Here is a 26,275-nt window from a genome sequence, read left to right as displayed (position 1 = left end):
CTAACTCCTAAAATTTGTGGGGGTAGTTTAACAGTTCGGCTTTTCTTTGTAAAGGCGTATCCGCGCCAGTTTTCGACGCGATTCGGCCGATCATTTATTATCCGAATCGGAGTTTTTGTTGCGATTTTGCTAAATCTCGTTCCCATACCGAATATGGACGTTGTCATTTTGCTAATTCCGGGAGCTCCGGCCTCGGTCATTACCGGTCTTTGCGAATTTTTTGAATTCGCAGGAATCGATTTGGAGAATCGGCGTAAGCCTCCCATCTGCCGTGTTCGGACCGCGGCGATTCAATCGGAACCGGTTCAACTTCATGGAAACGTTCAGATCAAACCCGATATAGTCGGTCGTTGTGAAAAGACCGATCTTGTGATCGTTCCCGCCGTTGGGCCGAATGTTTTCAATCTCAAACGTCGATGCGGATTCGAAATCGAATGGCTGAAAGACGCTTCTACGAAAGCGGATCGAATCGCGAGTGTTTGTTCCGGAGCGTTTCTACTTGCGGCTACCGGATTGTTGGACGGGTTGTCCGCGACGACTCATTGGCAGTTCGCTTCTTTTTTTCGGAGAATGTTTCCGTCCGTTCGTTTGGATATCAATAAGTTAGTGATCGACCAAGGTAAATTTCTGACTTCCGGAGGCAGCAACGCTTTTTACGATTTAAGTCTTCATGTTTTAGAACAATCTCTTGGAAGAGAGGTCGCCCTTAAATGTGCGAAACATTTTCTTCTCGATTCGGATCGAATTTCGCAAACTCCGTTTATGACCTTCGCTACGCAGAAGCATCATGACGATCAACCGATCGCGACCGCGCAGGACATTCTCGAGAACGAATTCAACACCGCCATTTCGATGGAATCTCTTGCGCAAAGAGTCGGTATCAGTTCCAGAAGTTTAAAAAGAAGATTCAAAGAAGCGACGGGAGAACCTCCTTCAACGTATTTACAACGCCTTCGCATCGAATGGGCGAGAAGACGTTTGGAGGAAACGGGAGATTCCATTGAAGAAGTAAGTTATGCAGTGGGTTATGAAAATGTGGGTTTCTTTCGAGTTCTTTTCAAGCGTTATATCGGAACCACGCCGCTTGAACATCGGCGACGTCATTCGCTTAAGCTTCTTCCGGCTCGACTTAAATGAACTTTCCCATTCTTTCCATCGAATAAATGGCTTCTCTGGATTTCAAACCCATCGATGAAAACAGGGTTTCGGAATTGATTCCTTCCAGGATATCGACCGGATATGTGATTCTCGGATCGTCTTTCGAGCGTATGGGATAAAAACGTTTTTGATCCCGATAAGAATACGTAGTCAGTACGATCGTTTCCACGTCTTGAAAGACGACTTCCAAGTTTCGCAGCAAGGTGTTGATCTTAGAAGCGATGTTCTCGTTGATATCTTCCCAAGCGGAAAGTTCTCCCGAAATTTCCACGTTGAGATGAATTAAGATCGGTTCGGTTGCCGGTTGTTTCGAACGATTCTTTTCCAAAACCCTTCTCGCAACGTTTAGCGCGTCCGTATCGTTTCCTCTTCCGGTTTTGACGAGAATCGCTTTGTTTCTTTGCAAGAGTTCAAAGCCGTCGCCGTAGCAGATCAATTCTTCCGCGTGGTCTAAGATCCTCCATTTTTCCTCTTCGTTTAAAAAGGACAACTTGCGTCTTTGATTTAGAGAATACGTGATATTCCAAATCGATTGATACAAAAGCGCCGGAATCAAAAGAGGGGGAAGGTCTTTTACCGAAAAAAGTTTTTGAATCAACGCGTGGAATAATTCCGGTTGAATCAGCTTTTGCGATTCGAAATCGTCCGAAACGACGATCGAAGCGGTTTCACGGATGAGATACGACTTCATACAAAGCGCGGTTTGAAAATCGTTGAAAAAACGAAACTCCGGTTCCTCGAACAATTCTTCGGGAGTTTTAAAACCTACGTATCTTGCAGTCGCAGGGTCTTTGATCGGATATTTTAAGAAAGCCTTATGAAAGATATCGGAAGGATGTTTGAAGTCGAAGTTGTCGATGAACTCGGTCGTATCCAAACGGGTTCCGTCTTCGAAGATGAGAGTTTCGGCCATCGAGTCCGTGTTTGTGATTCCTTCCATCACATAAAGTCTGTCTTTTCGAAACATTTTCCGAACCGCTTGCGTCTGTTCTTGAATCGCTTTTCTCGCGGCTTGGTCGTCGTGATTGTGGGCCGCGCAGCCGAGTCCGGGGAGATCGGATCGGTGCATATATGCGATAAACAAAGCGGGAGTATTCGGAGTGTTGCAGGCAGCGTCGTTGATCAGTCGATCGATGCGGTTCCAAAACCAGAAGTTGTTGAGGTTCGTCGAAACGATGTTTCCGTCCGTTCTTCCGAAACGAATCGTAGTCACCGGATAACCTTTGAGTTTGCTTCCGTGCACGCGTCCATCGATGCACTTCGTCACTAAAACCTTGGGCGCTCGAACGCTGAATTCATGGATGACGTGTTTCATTCGATGAATCGTTTCCGATTGAAGAATATTCTCTTCCAAATATTGATCCAAATATCGATGAACTTCCTGCACGAAAAAACCTCTTTAAATGGTTCCTTTCAAAAGAATCCCGATTTCCATTGTAAGAATAGAATGGAAATCGTAAATCCATTTGAAAGAAACCGGAAATTAAAAATGAGCCCGAAGTTTTCGGAAAGCACAGAAAGTCGGAAGAAAACTACGAGATGAATTCGAGGTTGAAGAGCCTGCCGACTCTATTCCAAACTTAAAAACCGATTCTCCAGAACGCGGTCCCTTTGAGTCGAAACGATCGAACCAGTTCTTTATATTTTTCTAATGTTTTTAAATCGGTGATGGCGCCGGTTCCGGACGAATTCTTTAAAATCAAAAAACCGTCTTCGTGCTTTTCGATTTCGAGATCGTTGTTTTCGTTTTGTAAATCCTTTTGTGTGAGAATTCTTACCTTACCGTTTCGATTCCAAAAATAACCGTATAAAGGAAGCCCTAACCAGAGTTTAGAAGGGTCTATTCGTTCGGATAAAAATTCCAGATTCTTTTTCGTAAGAGATAAGGAAGTCACCGGACCAGGTGACGTTTGCGGAGAATGGTAATCGTAACTCATTAGTACAAATTCATCGATCGCTTTTTCTTGAAAGAGATCGGAATGAATCACATAGTTTGGATTTGGAAAGTCGATCTGCGGAAAAACAGCGATTGTGATTACCCGATCCTTGGAGAAACGTTTTTTTAAGATTCTCAGGAACTGTTTATACGAAGCGATTTCCGATTTAGGAATGGATTCTATGTCCAAATGAATTCCCGCTAAATGCGGATTTGAATGTAAGACATCGATGATATTCCGAATCGCAACTTCTATCGTCGCATTCGATTTAAGAAAGCTCGAACCGTTTTTAGAAACGGCCGTGATCAGAGGAATCAGTCGAATTTTATAATTCTTCGATAAAGATACGAAATCTTGCGGCAGCCTCGCCGCTTTCAACGTCCCATCTGATAATATGGTATTCCCTGTATAACTAATGGTATGTGATTTGGAGAGAATCTCCGTCCAGTAAGAGGATGAACGCGTTTCTATCGTTGTAAACAAAACGTAATTCCAATGATTCGATGTTTCCTGAGCCCAAAGTGCGTTTCCGACAAACAAGGATAGTACGGTAAGAATTCTGAAGATGCTCACGTCTTACGGATTATAAAACCATTTTGTAAATTTCAATCAATCCGGGAACCTTTCAGACCGATTTTCTAATCAGATGAAAAGGACCGGAGTCATCCGGGAGGAAGCGAAATTGTGGTTATCAAAGCGGGTTTAGAAGAAGCGATCTGCGAAGGCTTGGAAAGGCTCGGAATTTTAAATTCCGGTCAAAAACCGAGAGTGACCTTTCATTCCTCCAGCCTCAATGAAATCTATCTCGCTACCGTTCCGAATCACTCCTTTGCGGTTAAGGTCATCAAAAACCGCGATATGGCGGAAACCGAAAAAGAATCCCTGGAACAACTTTATAGAATCGGCGTAAGAGTTCCAGAATGTTATGGAATCGTACAAGCGGGGAATGCCTGGTTGTTGGTTATGGATTTCGTCGAATCGGGTTCTGCCTCGGGAACCCGCGAGGATTTAATCCGAAGTCTAAAACTTCTCTACCGCAAGGATTCGAATTCCTGGGGATGGAAACGGAATAATTTTATAGGAACCCTTCCGCAAAAGAATCGATGGCACCCGACCTTTTCCGAATTCTTTTGGGAAAGTCGCTTAACAACGCAGCTCGAGTTGGCTTCTTCCCGAAAACTGATTACGACGAAGGATTTTGAAAACGTAAGGGATGTATTCGAAAAGTTTACGGAAGAATGGAATCTCAATCAGGCAAAACCCCGTTTGATTCACGGAGACCTTTGGTCCGGAAATATTCTGACGGGCAAAAACGGACATTCGTATTTGATTGATCCTTCGATCGCATTCTCTCATCCCGAACAGGATCTTGCGATGTTGAATCTTTTCGGAAGTTCTTTGAACTTGGAGGAGATGCAGCAGATTCTTTCTTCGTGCGGGATCGACGACCCGGATCATTTAAAGGATCGAATTCCTTTTTGGCAGATGTATCCGATCTTAGTTCATATTAATCTTTTCGGTCCTTCTTACCTTTCCTCACTTCGACAAATTCTGCGTTATTACGGTAAGAGCTAATTCCGTTTAAAAACCGCGAATTGCTTGCTTGATTCGTTTGCGAAACAAAGATAAGCGGATCATGAAACTTTCTGGAAATACGATTTTAATCACCGGCGCGACTTCCGGAATCGGTTTGGAACTTGCAAAACGATTTGCGGGTTTGGGAAATACGGTTCTTGCTTTGGGAAGAAACAAGGATTCCCTTTCTAAGTTATCCTCCGTTCCCGGGATCGAAACGATTCGATGCGATCTCACCAAACCGTCGGACTTCGAAAAACTCGTATCGACGATCCGTAAAAAATATTCTTCGCTTAATATTTTGATCAACAACGCGGGCATTCAATACAATCCGGATTTTTCCAAAGATCCGGATCAAACGGAGTTTATCCAAAAAGAAATCGATACGAATCTAACGATTCCGGTCCGATTGATTTCGGTTTTAATTCCGGTTTTAAAAACGCATTCCGAATCGGCGATCGTAAACGTAACATCGGGGCTGGCGCTCGTTCCGAAACGATCGGCACCGCTTTATTGTGGAACCAAGGCCGGCTTACATATGTTCACCGAAGCGCTCCGTTACCAACTCGAAGGAACCAATATCAAAGTGATCGAAATGCTTCCGCCACAGGTGGATACTCCGATGACAGCGGGCAGGGGAAAAAATAAACTGACCACTTCCGCCCTTGCGGACGAGTTTATCGCCGCGCTTGAAAAGAATCGAACGTATATCGGAATCGGCGTCGTAAAGTATTTAGGAGTCGCACTCCGACTTTTTCCTTCTTTGATTTATAGAATGATTAAAAACGCATAAGGAATCGTAATCATAAGTTCGCACAAACGAATTCAAAATTTAGAATGTAGTATGAAAAGGACATCTCTTGAACCGGAATACAAATCTTAATAGTTCTACGGAAACCGTGATCGACGTCAAAAACGTGGTCAAACGATTTAAAAACACGGTCGCGGTCAACGATCTAAGTCTTCAAATCGTTAAGGGAGAATTTGTCGCTTTGCTCGGACCGAACGGCGCCGGTAAAACGACCTTGATCGAAATGTTGGAAGGAATTCAAAAACCGGACGGCGGCTCGATTTCGATTCTCGGAACGACTTGGAAACAAAACGAAACATTTCTACGATCCAAGATCGGTTTGGCGCTTCAGGAAACGCGTTTTATGGATCGGATTACGGTCCAGGAAACCCTCGATCTTTTCGGGACTTTTTACAAAAGTAAAAAGGAAAGAATCAACGAGATTCTCGAATTGATCAATCTCGAAGAAAAACGAAAGGCGTACGTCAGCAATCTTTCCGGCGGTCAAAGACAACGGCTTGCGCTCGGAGTTTCCATATTAAATTATCCTGAAATACTTTTTTTGGACGAGCCCACAACCGGACTGGATCCCGGAGCGAGACGGGACGTTTGGAAAATTCTCGATCGTCTTCGCGAAAACAAAACCACGATGATTCTCACCACACATTACATGGAAGAGGCTGAGACGCTTTGCGAACGGATCATCATCATGGATAAAGGAAAGATTTTGGATCAGGGATCGCTTTCCGATCTTCTCGGCAGGACGGACGGAGGAGAAATCATCCGGTTTTCCATGGAAGACGGTTCTAACCCCGAATCTTGGATTCCCGAAAAAGGAAGATATAAATTTTTCTGGGATCAAGCGAAGTCCGAAGCGCGAATTTATGTTTCCGCGATCGCAGATTATCTTCCCGGATTGATGCAGGCGATCGGCTCATCTGGTAAAAAATTAAACACGTTAGAATGTCATAAAAAGACATTGGACGATCTTTTCTTGAGTATGACCGGAAGAGGGTTGGAAGGATGAAACAGATATTTCAATTGGTCGGCATTCAGCTGAAGGAATTCTTCAGAGAACCCGGAATTTTATTTTGGGCGTTTTTATTTCCGATCGCAATGGCCGGAGTTTTAGGAGTCGCTTTCGCGGGACAGGGCTCGGAAGAAGTTAAAATCGCAGTATTAGAAAATTCTTATCAACTAGAAGAACTTAAAAAAATGCTGAGTGCAAACGACGTTCAAAACCCGCAAAACGGTTTTTCCGGAGCGGTTTCAGAGCCGACTCGAAATCAAGAGAAAAATTCTTCCGTTTCCAATCCGGGCTCACTCCCTTCTTTGAAATTCGTGATTCTTTCCAAAGAAGACGCGATCCGCGATCTCAAACGAGGAAAGTTGAACGTAATCGTCGAACGAACTCAGGATGGAACGGTTCATTTTTCCTTTGACGGAGAAAATCCGAACGGACAGAGGGATTATCTTCTTTTGCTTTCCAAGATTCGATCGAACGAAACCGGTTTCATCTCCAAGATAGAACGATTGGAATCCAAGGGTACGCGATACATAGATTACTTAGTTCCCGGTATGATCGCGATGGGAGTGATGAACTCTTGTCTTTGGGGAGTCGGCTGGAATTTGATCGAGATGCGGATGAAAAAGCTTTTGAGAAGAATGTCCGCAACACCGATGAACAAGTTGTATTTTCTTCTCTCTTTCTTTTTTACGCGTTTGATCGTGACTGCGGTCGAATCCGCGATTTTGCTCGGCTTCACGCTTTCCACGTTCGAAAATGCGTTGGAAGGATCGATCGGTGCCGCGCTTTTGGTGTATCTTTCGGGTAACTTTGCATTCGCTTGTATCGGAATGTTTGTCGGATCGAGAGCCGCCGGTTCTCAAGTAGGAAACGGTCTCGTGAACGCTGTGACGTTTCCGATGATGGTTCTTTCCGGAATCTTCTTCTCCTATCAGAATTTTCCGGAAGCGGTTTTGCCGTTTATCAGAAATCTTCCTTTAACGTTGATGGCCGATTCGTTGCGTGCGGTTTTTATCGAAGGAGCGGGATTCGCTTTCGTCTTGCCGGCCGTGCTTTCGCTATTCGTATATGGAGTGATTTTTCTTTTTGCGGGAATTAGAATTTTTCGCTGGTCTTGACCAATGCGGATTAAAAAGTTTCAGAGATGCTTTCTTCTTTTCTTCGACAAGCCGCCTATTCGACGTTTCTGAAACCGTTCTTTCATTCTTTGGATCCCGAGACCGCACACGATCTTGCAAAGACGCTTCTCGGGATCAGCAATAAGCTTCCCGGCATTTTACCTATGATCGAATTGACGACTTCGTATAAAAGCGATCGTTTAAAAACGAAGGTTGCTGGAATCGAGTTTGAAAATCCGTTGGGAATGGGCGCGGGTTTTGATAAAACGGGAGAACTGTATCCGTTTCTTTCTCGCATGGGTTTCGGTCACGTCGAAATCGGAACGATCACCGGCCAAGGCCAACCCGGAAATCCGAAACCCAGAGTGTTCCGTTATCCGGAAGATCAAGCTCTCATCAATCGAATGGGATTTAACAATCCCGGCGCGGACTTGGCGGAGAAAACGATTTCTTCCCAGAAAAAAAGAAAGATCCGCGGCATAAACGCAGGAAAGACGAAAATCGTTCCCGAAGAAAAAGCGATCGAAGATTACGTTTATACTCTGAAGAAGCTTTCGCCTTACGGCGATTATGCGGTTATCAATATCAGTTCTCCCAATACTCCGGGTTTACGCAATTTTCAAAAACAGGAGAATTTCGTTTCATTGATTCAAGGGATTCGAAACGGACTCGGTGAGAATTTTAAAATTCCGTTGTTCGTGAAATTCGCGCCCGATATGGAAACGAAGGATTTGGAAGCGTTGCTCGAAACCTCTTTGAGTTTGAAATTGAACGGCGTGATTTTGACGAACACTACGATCGATAAATCTTCCCTGAAGCGATATCCGAATGTGGAAAAGGAAGGCGGGCTTTCCGGCCTTCCTCTAAAAAAGCGATCAACTGAATTCGTTCGAGTCGCTTATCAAATTTTAAAAGGAAGAATTCCGATCATCGGAGTCGGCGGTATCGACTCGGGAAAAGCGGCGCTTGAAAAAATTCTCGCGGGCGCTGACCTAATTCAGATTTATACCGGTTATATTTATCAAGGGCCCTTTTTACCTTTGAGAATTCTCGAATTTTTGGATCAGTTCCTAAAAAAACAGGATCTAAAATCGGTGTCGGATTTGGTAGGAAAGGAAAAAGAACTCCGTTTCGATTCGAAATAGTTTGTGATCGTTCCCGAATTCTTTCCTTTTGATTGAAATAAAGAACGATAAACGAATTGATTGTTTTAGAATATTAGGGCTTTCTAAAAGACCGTAGGAAAGAAGGAATATGTTGGGAAGATCTTTAGTTATAGTTTCGATTCTCTGTTCTTTGATGTGGGGTTGTCCCGCAAAAGACGACGATACCGCCAAAAACTTACAACTTCTTTTAGGTCTTTATGCGATCAACGAAGCTCTTTATTATTGCGATCCCGCGGAAAACGTCCGCACGAGCGGAAGCGCACCGAACTTCAGCGTTTCCACTTCTACCTTGAGCCAAGTCTTATTAACGGAAAGCGGCGCTTATGCGGACGGAGGAACGGCCTATCTGGTTGGTACGGTTAAATTTCCCGGCATCGGAAAAAATAATCCGATGGGAATCGTTTATACGGAACAAAACCACGCGTTCTCGTCCAATCCGAATCGTTTTATCTATCCTCTTTGGGAAACGGCAACCGGTAATTTAATCCAAGACAACGGGAAAAGCGAGTCCGCCGGATATCGGTCCGCAACGACCGCATTTCCGATCGGTGCGACGCCTGGATATTACGCTCCCAGTTCGGGGTACAATAACTTTACTACCAATCTCTTAGGAACCGACTTTATTTTACCGAGCATTCCGAGTCCGTCGATCACAACTCGAAGAGTCACGAACAATACGGTTCAAACCTGTGAAGAATATAAATTTCGCGCCGAGCCGAACGGACTTTTCGGAAGCGCGGCTTCCGGTTTGAGTAAGATTTGGCAATCTCGTAAGAAGTTGAACATCAATCTGATTTTTATTCCCGGAGCGGTTACAACCCCGACTACGGCCGCTATGACGACGATGATTCAAACCGTAAAAGATATTTACGCACAGAATACCGTTAAAATCGACGTAAGCGTGACTGCGTCCGTTGCCGCTGCGGGTGCGTCGTATCTTACGATTGCGAATATCACGGACGATTATGGAGACGTCGCTAATTCATTGGGATCTCTTTATAGAACCAATCCTTCCGGCGTTCAAGACGCGAATTCTTTAAACATCTATATCACCCGAGATTATACCGTTTCCAGCAGCGCTCCTGCAGGCATCTTAGGAATTTCTTCCGGTATTCCCGGGATTCCGGTGGCCGGAACTCCGAAATCGGGAATGGTCGTGTTTATCGAAAATCACAGAACCGCTTCCGGCTGCGGAGCGGTCGGCTCCGATTTAACTTGTTCGGCCGATCAAGTTTTTCTCGCAAAAACGATCGCACACGAAGGTGCGCACTTCTTAGGTCTTTATCATCCCGTGGAAAAGGACGTGGTGAAAGGACGATACACTTTGGACCCTTTACCGGAAACCCCGGAATGCAGGGATCAAAACGGGAATAATCTCGTAGGCTTGGGAGAATGTTTAGGGGACGGATTTTTCAACAGCGGCGGACTCAATCTTATGTTTTGGGCCGGAAATCCGGCGATCAATCAAACTCAGTTAACCGGGGAACAAGGATGGGTACTTCGTTCTCATCCACTGGTATATTAAGAAAATGGAATTAACGGATCGGCTTATGAAACTCAAAACCAACGGCGTTATTTTTTCAATCACGTTCTTACTACTATGGATTTCTTCGGCGGTTCAAGCGCAAACCTTGGATCAAACTCAATACAATAAGATCAAAGAGATCGCCACACAAACCGGACATATCGACAAAGAAACTTTGATTCGCGAAATCTTCGCAATCAATCCGAATCCTCAGGAATACTTGATCGCAATTTCAAAAGATCCGGACCTGCGAGTATATGCGATTTCTCAGATCAACGAACTGATCGCCGATTTCGGAGGAAGTTCCGCAAAGAATCATTTGGAATCGACGATTTCGAACGAAAACGCGCATCCTTCGATTCGAAATTCGGCCGTGTTCTCTTACGGTAAAACGTATTATTTTTTGGATAAGGCTCAAACGGAGAATTTTCTAAAACAGTATTCTACTCATGAAAGAATCGGATCTTCGATTCAGAATACGTTGAAAGAACTTCGATTGGGAAAAGTCGGTTCGATTCGTTTTGTTGATCGATTGAAAAAGGAAAGCTTGGATAAGCTTAGAGAGAATCAGAATTTCAGAAAGTCCGGACCTTCCACAAAAAATCCTTAAAAGAATTTGATCGTGAAGGATCCGTAAAACGCGCTCTGATAAGAATTTGAAAAAAATCGGTTTCGGTGAATTGCGGAAACCGATTTGAAAATCGATCGTAAAATCGAATCAAGAAATATTCTTAGAACGAACCGATTCCTATTTTCACGGAGAAGGTTCGTTTGAATTTCCAGCGCTTTGTCTACAAATTCCCTTTTCTTTCCAATCCAATTTCCAATCGTTTGCGGAAGCTTCTTCCTTAAACAAACGAACGATCATTCCGGTACACGTATAACGGGTGTTATAGTCTGCAACCTCGTATTCACCCGCATAACGATACCAATACGTTTCCAGATCGCTGCCCGCCATCGGATCTCCGATCTTTAGGTTTTCGATTATTTTTCCTTTCCATCGCTCGGATAACAGACCTTCTTCGATCAATTTCAGCGCGACTTCTTTATCGGGAGATTCTCTGCCGGGATCGGATAATACGATATTCTTACCGAAACCCAATTCGGAAAACAGCCAGCCTTTTGTGCGAACAAAAACGTAATTCGCGCCGACTTCGGTACGCGTTACGCTACCATCTTTGCGTTTTGCGGTAACTAAAAATGGAAATTTGTATAAGATATCGACATTCGGTTTTGCGTTTTCGATAAGAACCGGCTCGCCGTTGCTCTCTATGGATTGAATTTTATCGCCCGCATTCTTTTTCAGCCAATAAATTTGAACGTCTTTCTTCGCTTTTTCCTCGTCGGGAGGACCAGCTAGTTGTGCACCTAACACGGCCGGCAGTAAAACGAGCAAAGCAATACCTGCTAACGCAAAGACATGTTTCATAGCCCCATAATTACAGTCTTCTTTTGGATCTTGTCAATGAAATTAAGTTGACCGGAAAATGGGAAAGCGAGAGACAAAGTTCGTTGAAACAAATTCATTTAATCAGACACGCTAAATCGGATTGGGAAACCGAGTTCAAGTCCGATCACGAAAGACCTCTTTCCGAACGAGGAAAGAAAAACGCTCGCGCTCTTCGGAAGTATTTGGAAAAGATAGAATTCAAAACGGATCTATTTTTAGTTTCAGATTCTAAAAGGACTCTGGACACTTATAAGAGTATAACTAAGAATAGAAAGCTGTCTTCCGAAATGATAGCAACAGAAGAATTATACGAATCCGATAGCGAAGACATTCTCCTGAAACTTAGAGAGTTGGACTCTCGATTGGAGAATGTTGTTTTGTTAGGTCATAATCCAGGGATTGAAGAGATTGCAAATCGACTCATTCGAGGAACGGAAGACTTATCGCTTTCCGAATCCGTATTTTATAAATTCCCGACCTCCGGCTTTCTAAGTATACAAGTGGAAACGGATTCATGGGAAGAATTGGGAAAGGTTCCCGGAAAAATCATTCGCTTCTGGGTACCGGGATGAATCGAGCCGGAGCCGATATTCTGCACACGCGTTTTTCTCAGGAAGAAATTTCGCAACGAGTCAAGGCGCTCGCTTCCGAAATCGAAAAAGATTATAAAAAACTAAATCCCATTCTGATCTGTGTTTTGAACGGCGGAGTGTTCTTTTTCACGGACTTGGCAAGAGCGATTCCTTTTTCTCTAGAGATTGATTTTATTCAAGCGAAGTCGTACTCCGGAACCGTTTCCACGGGAAGAATCGATTTGTTAAAAGACATCAGCGTCGACATCTCCGATCGTCACGTCATTCTTGTGGAAGATATTTTAGATACGGGATTTACGCTTCAATATCTCGTACGTCATATCTTTACGCGTAATCCGGCAAGTCTTGAAATAGTAACTCTTCTTTTGAAAGAAAGAAAAAACATCTTAGAATTTCCGGTGAAATATGTAGGCTGGAGAATCCCGGATGAGTTCGTCGTCGGTTATGGTTTGGATTTTGACGGAAAATACAGAAATCTTCCGGACATTCACGTTTTAGAATCGGGCGATATTTCCGTTTAATTTTTAAGTCAGAATGCCGGAAATTTAACGGAACCGATTTATTCTTGTACGCTTTTCTTTCATTTCCGCAAACGATTCGAGTCGATTCGGAAAATTACACGAAATTATTCCGATTCGATTCATGTTTTTAAGGAATCGCTAAAAAAAACGTTTTTTGCTCCGTGATTCTTTCCTATTTTTGTACATAGGGCGTTTTATAAGAAACTATCGAGAGATTGTTTCCGAAACTAGAAGTAAACACAAAGAAATCAGCCTTAGGATACCCGTAAATGGAGCATCATTCCCTTTCACTTTTGAACGATATTGCGTTGAGCATAATCTTCGCTACATTCTTTTCTCATATTGCCAGAGTTACGAAACAACCGTTGATTCTGGGTTATGTGGCCGGGGGACTTTTGCTCGGGCCGAACTTGGGTTTCGGTCTTGTGGTCAATGAAGAGAGCATCGAGTTGATCTCGGAGATCGGTTTGATTCTTTTGTTGTTCATTATCGGTCTTGAAATCGACCTCAAAGAATTGGCGCGCATGGGAAAATCCATGTTCATTCTCGGGATCAGCCAATTCGTCTTTTGTGTATTATTCGGTCTTTTATTCTTTAAAGGAATTCTCGCGGGTTCGCCGGGAAAGTTCGATCTTTTATACTTTGCGATCGCGCTCGCCATCAGTTCCACGATGATCGTGGTCAAACTTCTTCATGATAAATTCGAAGTGAGTACGATCGCGGGTCGGCTTACGATCGGAGTTTTAGTTCTTCAGGATATTTGGGCCATTATCTTTATGGGAGTCCAACCGAACTTACAAGATCCGCAGATTCTCAAGATTGCGGGATCGCTCGGGATCGGTTTGGTTCTTATCTGTGTCGCGTTTCTTATCAGTAGATTCTTTTTATCCAAATTGTTTCAAGCGGCGGCCTCCAAACCGGAGTTGATCTTGATCACTTCGATCGCGTGGTGTTTTTTACTCTGCGGTCTCGCGGAGCGCGCGGGGCTTTCCAAAGAAATGGGGGCCTTGATCGCCGGAGTCAGCATCGCTGCGTTTCCGTACGGCGCGGACGTCATCGCAAAACTTTCCGGAATCAGAGACTTCTTTATCACTTTGTTTTTCGTAGCGCTGGGCATGAAGATCCCGATTCCTTCTCTTCAGATCATTACGATTTCATTGATTGCGGTCGTGTTCGTGGTTTTCAGCAGAGTCATCACGGTCGCGACTCCGGTTTATTTTTCCGGAAAGGGTCTACGCGCGGGAATCGTAACCGGCTTGAATCTCGCTCAGATCAGCGAGTTCTCTCTGGTCATTCTTGCGTTGGGAATGGGCTACGGACATATCAGCAAAGAATTGGAATCCACCGTTTTAACTTCGATGATTCTTGCGTCCGTCGTTTCGACTTATATCATTCTTTTTAACGATCCGATTTCCAGATTTATTTTGAAGATGTTGGCGATCGTCGGACTCAAAGAAAAAGACGAAGAGGATCGAACCGAATCGGATATCACGGGACAACCGAAACGAGATATCGTCATTCTCGGTTATTTTAGAATCGCACAAGGACTTTTGGAAGGAATCGAACGAGAGAAACCGGAATGGTTGAATCGAATTCTCATCGTGGACTTCAACCCCGTGTTTCGCCAGTCTTTGGAAGCGAAAGGAATTCGCTGGGCGTACGGAGATCTTGCAAACCCGGAAACTCTGCATCACTTGGGAATCGAAGACGCACGTTATGTGATTTGCACAATCTCCGATATGATTCTGAAAGGAACTACCAACAGAAGACTTTTGGAATCTCTCAAGTCGATTTGTCATCATACACAACCTTCGATCATTCTTACCACGGACGATGTGCAAGAGGCCGAAGTTTTAGTGGAAAGCGGTGCGGCTCACGTTATCGTTCCGGGAAGAATCAGCGGTATGTCCTTATTTAAGGAAATGAAAACGATTGTGGACCATACGAAGAACGGAGTCGAATAATCCGTGATTCAAGCGATCGCCTCGACCCAATCCAAAAAGAAAAAACCAGTTGGGAAAAAGGCGGCTTCCAAGTCTAAAGTGAAAGGGGAGTAAGAATTTTGGTTCGTTCGCCTTGTAATAAAATTTGCACGATGGATTTTGAAACCGGTTTTTGCGAAGGATGTTTCAGAACCATCGAAGAGATCGGGAATTGGACGCGTTATTCCGATGCGGAAAGGGACGATCTCTTTTTAAAACTCAAAGCACGCAAAGAAGAAATCCTTTCAAAGAAAAAACAGTTTCGCTGATTTTTAAATGAAGAATGGGGTTCGTCGTTTCGGCGTTTTCATTCTGAATGAAGTCGAATTGTAAATCATTTTCGGATGTTTTTGTCGGGACAGTTTTCGAAAACGAAGTGTAGGAACTCCTACCTCACCTCAAAGAAGTTCTTTATAAATCTTTAACGTTTCGTTTGCGGCCTTCTTCCACGAGAATCGTGCGGCGTTCTTTTTGCCTTTTGCGACCCAAGTTTTGCCGTAGTTCCGACCTTTTAAAAATTCCTTCAGAAGAATTTCGAGTTCCCGCCGTTGGACGGGGGAAAAATACGAGACGCTTCCTTGTAATATCTCCGGCAAAACGCTCGCGTTTGAGGAAACGACCGGGCAACCGCAGGCCTGCGCTTCCAATGGAGGAAAGCCGAACCCTTCGTATTTAGAAGGAAAAATCAAAAGTCCCGCGCAGGAATACAGACAACGAAGTTCGTCCAAAGACAAACGTTCCATGGGAAAAATGAATTCTTCGTAACCGGCTACGTCTTGTTGCAGATAATCCGGAATTTTTCCCGAAGCACCGCCTAACACCCATTTGGTTTTCAGTAGTTTTGAATCCCATAACGGTTTTAAAACGTTCGCAACGAAATTCAAATTCTTGTGACCTTTGCCGATTCCAACGCTGAGAAGGTATCCTTCTTTGAGTTTATATTTTTTGAGAAAGGTTTTCTTTTCGGCTACGGAAGCGGGATAAAATACCGAATCGTCGATCCCGTTGTGAATCACCCGGATTTCTCGTTTCTGAAAACGAAAAACGGATTCCAAATCTTGAGCCGTATATTCCGAGACGGAGACGATCTTTTTTGCAAAGAATTTCAATAAACGAAATACGATCTGCATATAAGCCCGTTTAAAGAGGCTCGAGTGAAACTCTTTCATCCGAAAGGGAATGATATCGTGAATCGTTACGATCGACTTTTTCAAATACGGTAAGGGCGCGTTGAAGTGGGGAATGTCCAGAAGATCCATTCTCCTCATAAGAGGATGACCGAAAAACTCCTTCAGAGAATAAATAGGAGTAGAATACGATACTACCGGATACGAAAACTCTTTTGCTTTCGAAGAAGTCGCCGAATTTTTTTGCGTCTTGTTTACATTCGATTTTGCGGCGTCGGTTGCGGTTTGGTTTGTCCCTGAATTCTCATTGGAGTCGGACAAACTCGAAATCTCATGACAGGGAATTCCTTCGTTGCGAATCTTTGCTACGTCCCCGAATAAATAAATCCGCAGATTTTCCTGAGCCGCAGCAGGTCCGAGATATTTTAGAAGGCCCCGGATTCTCATTCCGATTCCGGAATGTGCGATCATACGCGCGTCCAATCCGATCGCCAAATTGGCGTTGATTGTTCCTTCTTTTTTTCGGATTCCCATGATCGGACAGGATTCACCGGTGTTGGAAATCTGCAAGAAAATGAAAATCCGATGGATGATTCCGAAGCCACTTTCGAGAATGGGAATAGATCCGAGATTCGAAAAAAAAAATTCCGAAATTCTCCGAAAGGAATCTAATGAAAGACTCCCGGCGGAAAACGGGAAATTGAATAAAGAGAGTTTAACTTGGAAGATAACATCGTAAACATTCTAAAATCGATCGGAGAAGATCCGAATAGGGAAGGTCTTCTCGATACTCCGAAACGCGTTAAAAAAGCGTACGATTTTCTGACGTCCGGTTATCACGCGGATATCACTAAGATCGTCAACGGCGCCATCTTTGAAGAACCCACCGACGGTATGGTTCTCGTGCGCGACATCGAAATGTATTCTCTTTGCGAACATCATCTTTTACCTTTTTACGGAAGAGCTCATGTGGCTTATCTTCCCAATAAAAAGATCATCGGGATCAGTAAAATTCCCAGAATCGTGGACGTGTTTGCCAGAAGACTTCAAGTTCAGGAACGTCTTACCGAACAGATCGCCTACGCGATTCAAGACGTTCTCGAACCGCAAGGAGTCGCCGTCGTCATCAAAGCGAAACATCTTTGTATGATGATGCGAGGAGTCGAAAAACAAAACTCCGAACTTTTTACTTCCTGCATGTTGGGGGCGTTCAAAGAAAATATGGTGACTCGCTCCGAATTCTTGGATCTCATCCGCACCGGTTCAACCTAATCGCAGCGCAGAGGAGCAACAGTGTTGCTCCGAACGCGAGATTAAGGACTCGTGAAGAGCGAAGGCGAAGCACGAAGTCCTTCGATGTCAATATAAACTGACTTTGGCCTCAATAGACTTCAAAGGTAGATTGTAACCGTCGCAGCGCAGAGGAGCAACGGTGTTGCTCCGATTTTCCGCAATTTGGTAGACAGAGAAAAAAAAAGAAACATTCTTTACCGAATCCGGAGGAAGTCATGGCAAAAGAAAGAGTCGTTCCGCCATCCGCAGAATTTAAAAAGAATACGAACATCTCCCTCAAAGACTATAAGAAACTTTATAAAGAATCCATCGAAAATCCCAACAAGTTTTGGGCGAGAGAAGCCAATCGATTGACTTGGTTTAAAAAGTGGACCAAAGTTCTCAGTCATGATTTTAAAAACGCAAAAGTAGAATGGTTTAAAGGCGGAAAACTGAACGTTTCCTACAACTGTTTAGATCGCCATATCGAGACTCCTCTTAAAAACAAAGCCGCACTTATTTGGGAAGGTGACAGTCCTTCCGAAACCAGAGTTCTAACGTATTACGACGTTTATCGCGAAGTGAATCGTCTCGCAAACGTTCTGAAAAATTACGGAGTAAAAAAGGGAGACCGGGTTCTCGTTTATCTTCCGATGATTCCCGAATTGGCTATTACGATTCTTGCATGTACTCGGATCGGTGCGATTCACTCGGTCGTATTCGGAGGATTCTCTCCCGAAGCGTTGCAAAGCAGAATCGACGATTGTAAACCGAAGTTGATTGTCACGGCGGACGGAGGTTATCGCGGAGGAAAACAGGTAGAACTTAAAAAGAATGTGGACCTCGCTTTGGAAAAATCCAAAGAAAACGTAAAGACCGTGATCGTAGTTCGACGCACCGGAAACGAATCCGGTCTGACTTGGAAGGACGGTCAGGATCACTGGTATCATTTTTTGATCGGTGATCCGGAACTTCCCGCGTATTGTAAACCTGAGCCGATGGATGCGGAAGATCCTTTGTTTATTCTTTACACTTCCGGTTCCACGGGAAAACCGAAAGGTGTTCTACATACTACGGGAGGTTATCTTCTCGGAGCGAATCTAACGTTTCATTACGTATTCGATATTAAACCGGAAGACACGTATTGGTGTACGGCGGACATCGGTTGGGTCACGGGTCATTCCTATTTGGTATACGGTCCTCTTTCCAACGGAGCTTCTTCCGTTATGTTTGAAGGCGTTCCTTCCTATCCCGATGCGGGAAGATTTTGGGATGTCATCGATAAATACGGTGTGAATATTTTTTATACCGCTCCAACCGCGATTCGCGCTTTGATGAGAGAAGGTCTCGAGCCGATTCAAAAAAGAAATCTGAGTTCTTTGCGTCTTTTGGGTTCGGTTGGAGAACCGATCAACCCCGAAGCTTGGGAATGGTATTTCAAAAATATCGGAAAAGGAAAATGTCCGATCGTAGATACTTGGTGGCAAACGGAAACGGGTTCGATCATGATTACCGCGTTGCCCGGCGCGATCCCGCAAAAACCCGGTTCGGCGACCTTACCTTTTTTCGGAGTTCAACCCGTACTCGTCGACAACGACGGAATCGAAATCACCGGAAAGGGAGAAGTCTCGGGCAATCTTTGTATCAAAGCTCCTTGGCCTTCGATGATGCGCGGAGTTTACGGAGATCCGAAACGATTCTTTGATACGTACTTCTCCCAGTTCAAAGGATATTATTTTACCGGAGACGGAGCGCGAAGAGACAAGGACGGTTATTATTGGATCACGGGACGCGTGGACGACGTGATCAACGTTTCGGGTCATAGGATTGGAAGCGCGGAAGTCGAAAGCGCTCTTGTCGAAAACAAGTCCGTCGCCGAAGCCGCGGTCGTGGGATTTCCGCACGAGATCAAAGGTCAGGGAATTTACGCATACGTTACGGTGAAGGAAGGAGTCACGACCAATGACGCTCTGAAAAAAGATCTGATTGCGATGGTCGAAAAGATGATCGGCAAGATCGCAAGACCGGATGTGATTCACTGGGCGCCCGGACTTCCGAAAACCCGCTCCGGAAAAATTATGCGGAGAATTTTGAGAAAGATCGCGTCGGGAGAATTCGAAGGTCTCGGTGATACTTCGACTCTTGCCGATCCGTCCGTAGTTCAGAAACTAATCGAAGACAAAATGAAATTTCACAGCTGAAGCGCGTAAAAATTTTTTCGTTTGTCTTGGAAAATGTAGGAACTCCTTCGAAAAAGATGAGAACGGTTCTAACGACGAATCCGTTCGAGCGGACATAATTTGTAGGAACTCCTTCGTAAAAACGCGCGCAAGGGATAGGATAAAAAATCTTTTTGAAGGACATAATCTGTGGGAACTCTAACAAAACTCTTAAGAAAGTGCAGGAGTTCCCACATTTTTCCGAAATTCAACTCTCCAATCGATAAAGATTCTTTTCCAGGATTGAAAATCCGAATCAAATAAATTCAGTATAAGGAAACGTTAAAACCATTGATCGGCCCTCAACGAATCATTTGCCTAACGGAAGAAACGACCGAGCTTCTTTATATGCTCGGAGAAGAGGATCGTATTGTGGGAATTTCCGCGTATACGGTTCGACCTCTTCGAGCTAAAGAAGAAAAGCCGAAAGTTTCCGCGTTTATCAACGGAAACGTGAAACGAATTAAGGATCTTCATCCCGATCTTGTCGTCGGGTTTTCGGATATACAGGCCAATCTTGCGAAAGATCTGATCGCCGAAGGTCTCAACGTTCTTATAACCAATCAGAGAACGTTAGACGAAATCTTGAATACAATGTTGTTGTTCGGCTCGATCGTCGGAAAGGGAAAGGAAACGCAAACCTTGGTAGACGGTTGGAAATCGAAGTTGGAAAGAATCAAAAACGAAAACAAATCGGAAAATCGGCCGAATGTATTTTTTCAAGAATGGGACGAACCGATCATCACCGGAATTTCCTGGGTGAGCGAACTCATTGAAATCGCGGGCGGTAAGGATTGTTTTGCCGAACTTCAAACCAAGTCGTTGGCAAAGGATAGAATTATCACGGCGGAGGCCGTGGCCGCGTTCAATCCCGACGTGTATATCGGATCTTGGTGCGGTAAACCGATGAACTTCGATTGGGTCCAAAATCATCCCGAATGGCAAACTACCAATGCGATTATCAATCGAAAAGTGTATGAGGTTGATCCTTCGATCATACTTCAACCGGGACCGGCTCTTTTTGAAGAAGGGATCGATCAATTGGTAAAGCTGATCCATTCTTGATGGATTTTTTCGGAATTTTGGGAGAACTACAATTTTGATCCGTAAAACGGCAATTATTTTGCTCAACAAAATATGTGGGAACTCATACGAATCCGTTTTTACGGAATAATCAGGGTAAAACGGGCAATAAAATTCTCCCCAAAAAAGAAAAACAGCAAGGATCGGGTTTTTAAAATAGAGGACTTGGAATACGATTAGGTTTATGGATCACTACGAAAAAATCGCGACTGCAATCCAGTTTATACAAAAGCATGCGACTTCTCAACCGGAATTGGATGAAATCGCAAAGTCCGTCAACTTAAGCCCGTTCCACTTTCAAAGATTATTTACCGAATGGGCGGGAGTGAGTCCGAAACAATTTCTGCAATACCTGACCTTGCAAAATGCGAAGTCGATTCTTTCCAAACCGCAATCCACTTTGTTCGACGCGGCGTTTGAAACCGGGTTGTCCGGCACAAGTCGGTTGCACGACTTATTCGTAAAGATAGAAGGGATGACTCCGGGAGAATTCAAGAACGGCGGAGAGAAACTTCAAATCCGATACAGCTTTCAGAAAAGCTCTTTCGGAAACTATGTCGTTGCCTCTACGGAAAAAGGAATTTGTAATTTATATTTTTATGATATTCCAAAAAGTGAAATAGTTTTCGAGTTGAAAGAACAATGGAAACAAGCCGATCTTACGGAACAGACCGACGAAAATCAGGATCGGGTTGTGCGATTTTTCGATCAGACGTTACTCGAAAAGGAAAAAATCCGACTTCATCTGAAAGGAACCGATTTTCAGATCAAGGTATGGGAAGCGCTCTTAAAAATCCCCGAAGGAAAATTGGTTTCGTATGCGGAGGTCGCCGAATCGATCGGTCAGGAAAGCGCGTCCCGGGCGGTAGGAACCGCGATCGGAAAAAATCCGATCGGCTATTTGATTCCTTGTCATCGCGTGATTAAAAGCACCGGTGGAATCGGAGAATATCGCTGGGGTGCCGAACGGAAAATGGCGATGATCGGCTGGGAAGCGAGTCAAACGAAACTTCGCTCCTAAATTTTTAGAATTCTTTCGAAACGATTCGGATATAGTTTTGGACAAAGGACAGGAATCGCGAAATCTTTGATGTAAGACCGAACTCTCGTAGGACTTTTTATGAATCGTTTGTTTGTTGCGTTTCTCATTCTCACTTTTACGTTTTGCAAAGTCGATTTTAACGAGAAGCCGAAAAAAGACGCTCTCGATTCTTGGATGGAAATTCTTCTAATATTGAGTTATCCATATTTGATCGATACGTGTGCGGTCACTCCAGTTTCGCGAAGCGGACCGATTCCGCCTATTTCGCAAGGGTATGGCGCGAGAGGCGCTCATACTGTTTCCGTTACCGCTTTGCCGAATCCGAGCGCTCCACGAAATGTTTGCGTTTATTATCCGTCCGATCTGTCCTCTAAAGCGCCGGTTCTATTTTTAATGCACGGTTTTAGCGCTCCTTCCGCGGAAGCGTATTATCCGTTGATCGATTTATACGTTTCAAAAGGATATGTCGTCGTGTTTCCGATTTATATATCCGACACAAGACCTCCCACCGAAAATTATAAATATATGTTGGACGGAATCAATTTTGCAGTTTCACAATTTTCGAATATAATCGACACGACTCGGGTCGGTTATATGGGGCATTCCTACGGGGGAGGAGCGACTCCCTATTTGGCGCATCAGGGAATCGTTCAAAAGGGGTGGGGCGCGAACGGCTCGTTCGTATTTCTTCTAGCGCCTTGGTATTCTTTTTCGATCACGAACGCGCAGCTCGCGCAGTTTACGAATGCGACAAAAATGATCGTGCAGATTTACGATAACGACAGCGTTGTCGACAATCGAATGGCGATCGACATCTTCAATCAGATCGGAATCGCAGCGGCTGAAAAGGACTTTGAAATCGTTTATTCCGAAACATACAACGGAACGATTCTCGATGCGGATCATTATACTCCGATCAAGAATACGGTCATCGGTTTGGGCGCGTTAGACGTTCTTGATTATTATGGAATTTGGAGACAACTCGACGCACTCGCTACATATACTTATACGGGTTCAGCGTCGGCAAAGGACGTAGCCTTAGGGAACGGTTCGGCGAATCAAAAGAATATGGGTATTTATCCTGACGGACGGGCAGTCAAAACGATGACTGTGACGGATGCTCCAGCACCATTGCACCCAGAAAGTTTCTTCTCCCAACCATTTTCGAGCTCAAACAATCCTAGATTGTAAATCTAAATTTCGAAACGGTGTCAGAAGTTCATTCAAGGGAAACACGAATCTGTCCTTTTATAATACGGTGATTTCATTTCGAAGTTAGAATTCAGTTTTCATTTACTTTAATCAAATTCTGTACACGTTTGGTCTATGTCCAAGCAGTCCATTGAATCCATTCGTAAGAAAGGAGAGGCGCTCACATATTATTCCAGAATGGGAATTATGATTATGATGCTTCTTTCCTTGGCTTCGAGTTTAAAAGCGCTTCACCCCACGATTCGAATCATTCATTCTTCCGCGGCAGGGTTTATGTTCGTTTATACGATCATAGGCTTTATCGTCTACAAAAAGTTCAACATCTATCCTATCGTTCATAAGATATTCATTATATTCGATTCTCTTTTATTGAGTGCCACGATTCTTTTGGACGGAATGGTTTCTGCGGAAATCGTCGCTCCCGTCTTGAAAAACGCGATTCTTTATTCCGTATATTATTTTATCATCGCCTATTCCGGTTTACTCGGAAGTCCGAACTTTGTGATCATCGTCGGTCTTTTCTGCTCGATCGGCTATTCGATCGGCTTGACGAATTCGGTTCTACACGGTTTAAAATTTTCGGAAGACAACACGATCAACATGACCCCGGGTTATGTAAAACTCAGCGCGGAAATCACTAAGATCATATTCATGTCGAGCGTAAGTTTCATCCTGTATCGTCTGATGAATCTTTTTGACAGTCTGTATAAAGAGGCTTCTTCTTATTTTAAGGAGAATCGCGAATTTCTTACCAAGCTGGAGAACAACAGGAAAGTCATTCATTCTTCCGCTGAAACCTTGGAAGTTTCCGTGAGTAATTTCTCCGAGTTTACGAGTTTAACCAGTGCGAAGATGGAATCGCAGGCCGCTTCACTGGAGGAAGTGAATGCAGTGATCGCATCTTTGTCGAAGGCTTCCGAAAACAATGCCGATTCGATCCGAATTCAAAACGAGAACTTGATCGAACTCAATCAGAATTCTCAGCTTCTTTTGGAATTGATCGCGAAGATTTCGGAACACTCCAAAGGTCTCGATACGATCGCGAAAGAAAGTAAGGCGGAGATGGATTTCGTGAAGGAATCCGTGGACAAAACAAGCGAGTTCTTAAAGAACATTTCGAACTCGTTTCATCGAGTCGACGAGATCAACCGGATTCTCGGAGAGATTGCGGATAAAACGAATCTTCTTTCCTTGAACGCATCGATCGAGGCGGCCCGTGCGGGCGCGGCCGGACGAGGATTTGCCGTAGTCGCTCAAGAAGTTTCCAAGCTCGCCGAGTTCACGGCGAACAACGCGAAGATGATTTCCAAGGTCGTCGAAGAATCTCTTGATTTTATCAAGGACGCAAACCGAGCTTCCGCGGATACGGGACATCTGACCCAAAGTCAAAGCGTCAAGATCAACGTGACCGCTTCCAAAATCGAAGAGATGAATATTCTCTACGGACAAGGAACGGAAATCGTTCAAAACTTCGTTCGAAATCTGGAAAAGGTAAAACGATTATCGGACGAACTTTATTATTCCACCGAAGAGCAGATGACCGGTCAGAAAGAAATGATGAAGGCGATGCTCGAATTGGAAAAAGAAGTGAACGAAATCACACAGGAATCCGGTAAGATTCAGGACGGAGTTCTTCAGATCAAAACGCAATCCAGAGATTTGAAGGCTTTGAGCGTGGTCTAAATCCGCTTCGTTTGAATCACTTCCGATTTACAATTTAGGTCCGTTTTCCGAAACTGTCCTTGAAGAAATCATACTTTCTTTAGGAGAACGGACTCATGTCTCACAATGTTAAAGCGGCAATCATAGGCGGAACGGGACTCTATAGCCTGGATGGAATGGAGTTGATCGAAGAAGTTTATCCCGATACTCCTTGGGGAAAACCTTCCGATAAAATCAAAATCGGTAAATACAAAGGAAAACTCATCGCATTCCTACCGAGACACGGAATCGGACATTTTCTTTCTCCTCCGGAAGTTCCGAATCATGCGAACATCTGCGCGCTCAAACAACTCGGTGTGGAAGAAATCGTAGCATTCAGTTCCGTGGGAAGCTTAAGAGAAGAAATCAAACCTCTCGACTTCGTTCTGCCTTCTCAGATCATCGATCGCACTCGTTTCAGAAACTCGACGTACTTTGGAAACGGAGTCGTCGCTCATGCTCCTTTTGCGGAACCGTTTTCCCACAACCTCGGAAAACGAATCGAACAAACAGCAAAGAAGATCGGTTTGGAAATTCATACGGGCAAAACTCTCGTTTGTATGGAAGGGCCGTTGTTCTCCACAAAAGCCGAATCGCATTTATATCGCTCTTGGGGAGCGGATATCATCAATATGACCGTTCTTCCCGAAGCGAAACTGGCGCGTGAAGCCGAGATCGCATATCAGATGATCTGTATGTCCACCGATTACGATTGTTGGAGAGAAGGGGAGGAATCCGTTACCGTTGAAATGGTGATCGCGAATTTGAGCAAGAACGCCGAAACCGCGAAAAAACTTTTAGCGGAACTCATTCACGTGATCGGAAACGGAGACGATCTGACTTTGAAGAACAGCACGAAGTATTCTCTCATCACCGCTCCCGAAAAAAGAAATCCGGAAACCGTTAAAAAGCTTAAAGTTCTTTTCCCCGAATATTTCTGATCTGGATTTACCGAATTTCATCCAGGCTTTTTTTCAAAGCCTGGTGATATTCCGGAAAAACGGTTAAGTCGTTGTGCGAGCCGTTCGGAATCGCATATAACAAAACGTCCCGATTTTGTTCTTTCAACTTTTTGAATATGATTTCCGAATTTGAGAACGGAATAATTTCGTCTTCCGTTCCGTGAAAGATCCGAATCCTGGATCGGACCGATTCCAATTTTTCCAAATTCTTGAATTGAAACCGAAGCATCCAAGGCTTTAAAAACGGATAATATTGTTTTGCGAGAGAAGATAAATCCGTAAACGGAGTTTCCAGAAACAAAGGAAGATCCGGATTCTTGGAGACCAGGTCGCAAGCCGCTCCCGTTCCGATCGAACGTCCGTAAATGATAAGCGAAGTCCGTGGGATTTTTCGTTCTTCGAGAAGATAACGCAACCAAAGTTCGGCGTCATCGTTCATCGAGGCTTCCGAAATCGTTCCGGTATTTTTCCCGTAGCCCCGATAATCCGTAACCAGAATATTCCATCCCAAAGGAAGAAAGTCTTCGTAGATTCCACCCCAAGTGCGGAGGCTCCCCGCATTTCCATGAAAGAATAAGATCGTTTTTTGCGAGTCGTTTTTTTTTTGCCTCGAAGTAAAGGGCGTAACTCGTTTCGCCGTCCGGTGTTTGAAGTTTGATTTCTTGAGACGCCTCCGGAAAACGAAACGTAAAATCGTTCGGAAGTTTTTCGGGAAAAAAGACGAGCTTGTCCTGATTCCACCAAATCAGAAACAAAACGAAAAAGATAAAACCGAATAAAAATAAGAAAATCAGATTCATGGAAGGTTTCATACT

The 26,275-nt window shown here is 44.1% G+C and carries 22 protein-coding genes and 2 pseudogenes; 19 read left to right on the top strand and 5 right to left on the bottom strand.

Going from position 1 to position 26,275, the window contains the following annotated elements; translation table 11 throughout:
- The first annotated feature begins 153 nt into the window (after positions 1-153).
- Complete coding sequence (locus LFX25_RS17640; protein WP_238731403.1) at positions 154-1,137, top strand: GlxA family transcriptional regulator; 984 nt, start codon at positions 154-156, stop codon at positions 1,135-1,137.
- Here LFX25_RS17640 and LFX25_RS17635 read toward each other — a convergent pair.
- Both LFX25_RS17635 and LFX25_RS17630 read right to left on the bottom strand, forming a co-directional pair.
- Entirely contained in the window at positions 1,130-2,545 is a 1,416-nt protein-coding gene (locus tag LFX25_RS17635) for a hypothetical protein (RefSeq protein ID WP_238731402.1), read from the bottom strand. The two genes, LFX25_RS17640 and LFX25_RS17635, sit on opposite strands and share 8 nt — an antisense overlap.
- A gap of 193 nt (positions 2,546-2,738) precedes the next feature.
- Positions 2,739-3,668, bottom strand: a complete 930-nt coding sequence (locus LFX25_RS17630) for a glycosyl hydrolase family 18 protein (protein ID WP_238731401.1) — start codon at positions 3,666-3,668, stop codon at positions 2,739-2,741.
- A 111-nt stretch (positions 3,669-3,779) separates the two neighbouring features.
- On the opposite strand from LFX25_RS17630, the gene LFX25_RS17625 reads away from it, so the two are divergent.
- From LFX25_RS17625 to LFX25_RS17595, 7 genes are all read left to right on the top strand, one after another.
- Positions 3,780-4,670, top strand: coding sequence for a fructosamine kinase family protein (locus LFX25_RS17625; RefSeq protein ID WP_238731400.1), 891 nt, complete (start codon positions 3,780-3,782; stop codon positions 4,668-4,670).
- Positions 4,671-4,731: 61 nt separating this feature from the next.
- Positions 4,732-5,463: an SDR family oxidoreductase gene (locus LFX25_RS17620; RefSeq protein WP_238731399.1), complete on the top strand. Its 732-nt coding sequence runs from the start codon at positions 4,732-4,734 to the stop codon at positions 5,461-5,463.
- 67 nt (positions 5,464-5,530) lie between these two features.
- On the top strand, positions 5,531-6,487 hold the full coding sequence (locus tag LFX25_RS17615; protein WP_238731398.1) for an ABC transporter ATP-binding protein: 957 nt from the start codon (positions 5,531-5,533) through the stop codon (positions 6,485-6,487).
- Positions 6,484-7,605, top strand: coding sequence for an ABC transporter permease (locus tag LFX25_RS17610; RefSeq protein WP_238731397.1), 1,122 nt, complete (start codon positions 6,484-6,486; stop codon positions 7,603-7,605). The genes LFX25_RS17615 and LFX25_RS17610 overlap by 4 nt, the downstream gene beginning before the upstream one ends.
- 26 nt (positions 7,606-7,631) lie before the next feature.
- Positions 7,632-8,750 carry a quinone-dependent dihydroorotate dehydrogenase gene (locus LFX25_RS17605; RefSeq protein ID WP_238731396.1) on the top strand — a complete coding sequence of 373 codons (1,119 nt, stop codon included), beginning with the start codon at positions 7,632-7,634 and terminating at the stop codon, positions 8,748-8,750.
- Positions 8,751-8,859: 109 nt separating this feature from the next.
- Positions 8,860-10,296, top strand: a complete 1,437-nt coding sequence (locus tag LFX25_RS17600; protein ID WP_238731395.1) for a M43 family metalopeptidase leptolysin — start codon at positions 8,860-8,862, stop codon at positions 10,294-10,296.
- Between the two features lie 25 nt (positions 10,297-10,321).
- The gene (locus LFX25_RS17595) at positions 10,322-10,906 is read left to right on the top strand and encodes a hypothetical protein (RefSeq protein ID WP_238731394.1); all 585 of its coding nucleotides are present in this window, start codon (positions 10,322-10,324) and stop codon (positions 10,904-10,906) included.
- Positions 10,907-11,050: 144 nt separating this feature from the next.
- Here LFX25_RS17595 and LFX25_RS17590 read toward each other — a convergent pair whose 3' ends face one another.
- Positions 11,051-11,725: a hypothetical protein gene (locus LFX25_RS17590; RefSeq protein WP_238731393.1), complete on the bottom strand. Its 675-nt coding sequence runs from the start codon at positions 11,723-11,725 to the stop codon at positions 11,051-11,053.
- Between the two features lie 47 nt (positions 11,726-11,772).
- On the opposite strand from LFX25_RS17590, the gene LFX25_RS17585 reads away from it, so the two are divergent.
- The 4 genes and pseudogenes from LFX25_RS17585 to LFX25_RS17570 all read left to right on the top strand — a co-directional run bounded on the left by LFX25_RS17585 (position 11,773) and on the right by LFX25_RS17570 (position 15,111).
- Positions 11,773-12,318, top strand: coding sequence for a SixA phosphatase family protein (locus LFX25_RS17585; RefSeq protein WP_238731392.1), 546 nt, complete (start codon positions 11,773-11,775; stop codon positions 12,316-12,318).
- Complete coding sequence (gene hpt, locus LFX25_RS17580) at positions 12,315-12,860, top strand: hypoxanthine phosphoribosyltransferase (RefSeq protein ID WP_238731391.1); 546 nt, start codon at positions 12,315-12,317, stop codon at positions 12,858-12,860. Before LFX25_RS17585 ends, hpt begins: the two co-directional genes overlap by 4 nt.
- A 269-nt stretch (positions 12,861-13,129) precedes the next feature.
- Positions 13,130-14,917 (top strand): annotated as a pseudogene (locus LFX25_RS17575) (cation:proton antiporter domain-containing protein).
- A gap of 5 nt (positions 14,918-14,922) precedes the next feature.
- Positions 14,923-15,111, top strand: coding sequence for a DUF1289 domain-containing protein (locus tag LFX25_RS17570; RefSeq protein ID WP_238731390.1), 189 nt, complete (start codon positions 14,923-14,925; stop codon positions 15,109-15,111).
- 129 nt (positions 15,112-15,240) lie between these two features.
- Here LFX25_RS17570 and LFX25_RS17565 read toward each other — a convergent pair whose 3' ends face one another.
- Complete coding sequence (locus LFX25_RS17565) at positions 15,241-16,503, bottom strand: glycosyltransferase family 4 protein (RefSeq protein WP_238731646.1); 1,263 nt, start codon at positions 16,501-16,503, stop codon at positions 15,241-15,243.
- Positions 16,504-16,689: 186 nt separating this feature from the next.
- Between LFX25_RS17565 and folE the strand changes: the two genes are divergently transcribed.
- The 7 genes from folE (at position 16,690) to mtnP (ending at position 25,439) form a co-directional block, all read left to right on the top strand.
- The gene (gene folE / locus LFX25_RS17560; RefSeq protein WP_118954575.1) at positions 16,690-17,241 is read left to right on the top strand and encodes a GTP cyclohydrolase I FolE; all 552 of its coding nucleotides are present in this window, start codon (positions 16,690-16,692) and stop codon (positions 17,239-17,241) included.
- Positions 17,242-17,477: 236 nt separating this feature from the next.
- A complete protein-coding gene (acs, locus tag LFX25_RS17555; RefSeq protein WP_238731389.1) occupies positions 17,478-19,442 on the top strand; it encodes an acetate--CoA ligase in 1,965 nt (654 codons plus the stop codon).
- A gap of 309 nt (positions 19,443-19,751) precedes the next feature.
- Positions 19,752-20,525, top strand: a complete 774-nt coding sequence (locus LFX25_RS17550) for a cobalamin-binding protein (RefSeq protein ID WP_238731388.1) — start codon at positions 19,752-19,754, stop codon at positions 20,523-20,525.
- 202 nt (positions 20,526-20,727) lie between these two features.
- Entirely contained in the window at positions 20,728-21,564 is an 837-nt protein-coding gene (locus tag LFX25_RS17545; RefSeq protein ID WP_238731387.1) for a bifunctional helix-turn-helix domain-containing protein/methylated-DNA--[protein]-cysteine S-methyltransferase, read from the top strand.
- Positions 21,565-21,663: 99 nt separating this feature from the next.
- Positions 21,664-22,776: a poly(ethylene terephthalate) hydrolase family protein gene (locus LFX25_RS17540; RefSeq protein WP_238731386.1), complete on the top strand. Its 1,113-nt coding sequence runs from the start codon at positions 21,664-21,666 to the stop codon at positions 22,774-22,776.
- A gap of 135 nt (positions 22,777-22,911) precedes the next feature.
- On the top strand, positions 22,912-24,480 hold the full coding sequence (locus LFX25_RS17535) for a methyl-accepting chemotaxis protein (protein ID WP_238731385.1): 1,569 nt from the start codon (positions 22,912-22,914) through the stop codon (positions 24,478-24,480).
- A gap of 95 nt (positions 24,481-24,575) precedes the next feature.
- Positions 24,576-25,439, top strand: a complete 864-nt coding sequence (mtnP, locus tag LFX25_RS17530) for an S-methyl-5'-thioadenosine phosphorylase (protein WP_118954580.1) — start codon at positions 24,576-24,578, stop codon at positions 25,437-25,439.
- A 7-nt stretch (positions 25,440-25,446) separates the two neighbouring features.
- Here mtnP and LFX25_RS17525 read toward each other — a convergent pair.
- Positions 25,447-26,272 (bottom strand): annotated as a pseudogene (locus LFX25_RS17525) (alpha/beta hydrolase).
- Positions 26,273-26,275 lie beyond the last annotated feature (3 nt).

This window comes from Leptospira sanjuanensis (genome assembly GCF_022267325.1).
In the GTDB taxonomy this organism is placed as follows: domain Bacteria; phylum Spirochaetota; class Leptospiria; order Leptospirales; family Leptospiraceae; genus Leptospira; species Leptospira sanjuanensis.
The sequence above is the reverse complement of the archived record's forward strand: the minus strand, read 5'-3'. Positions and strand labels throughout refer to the sequence as shown.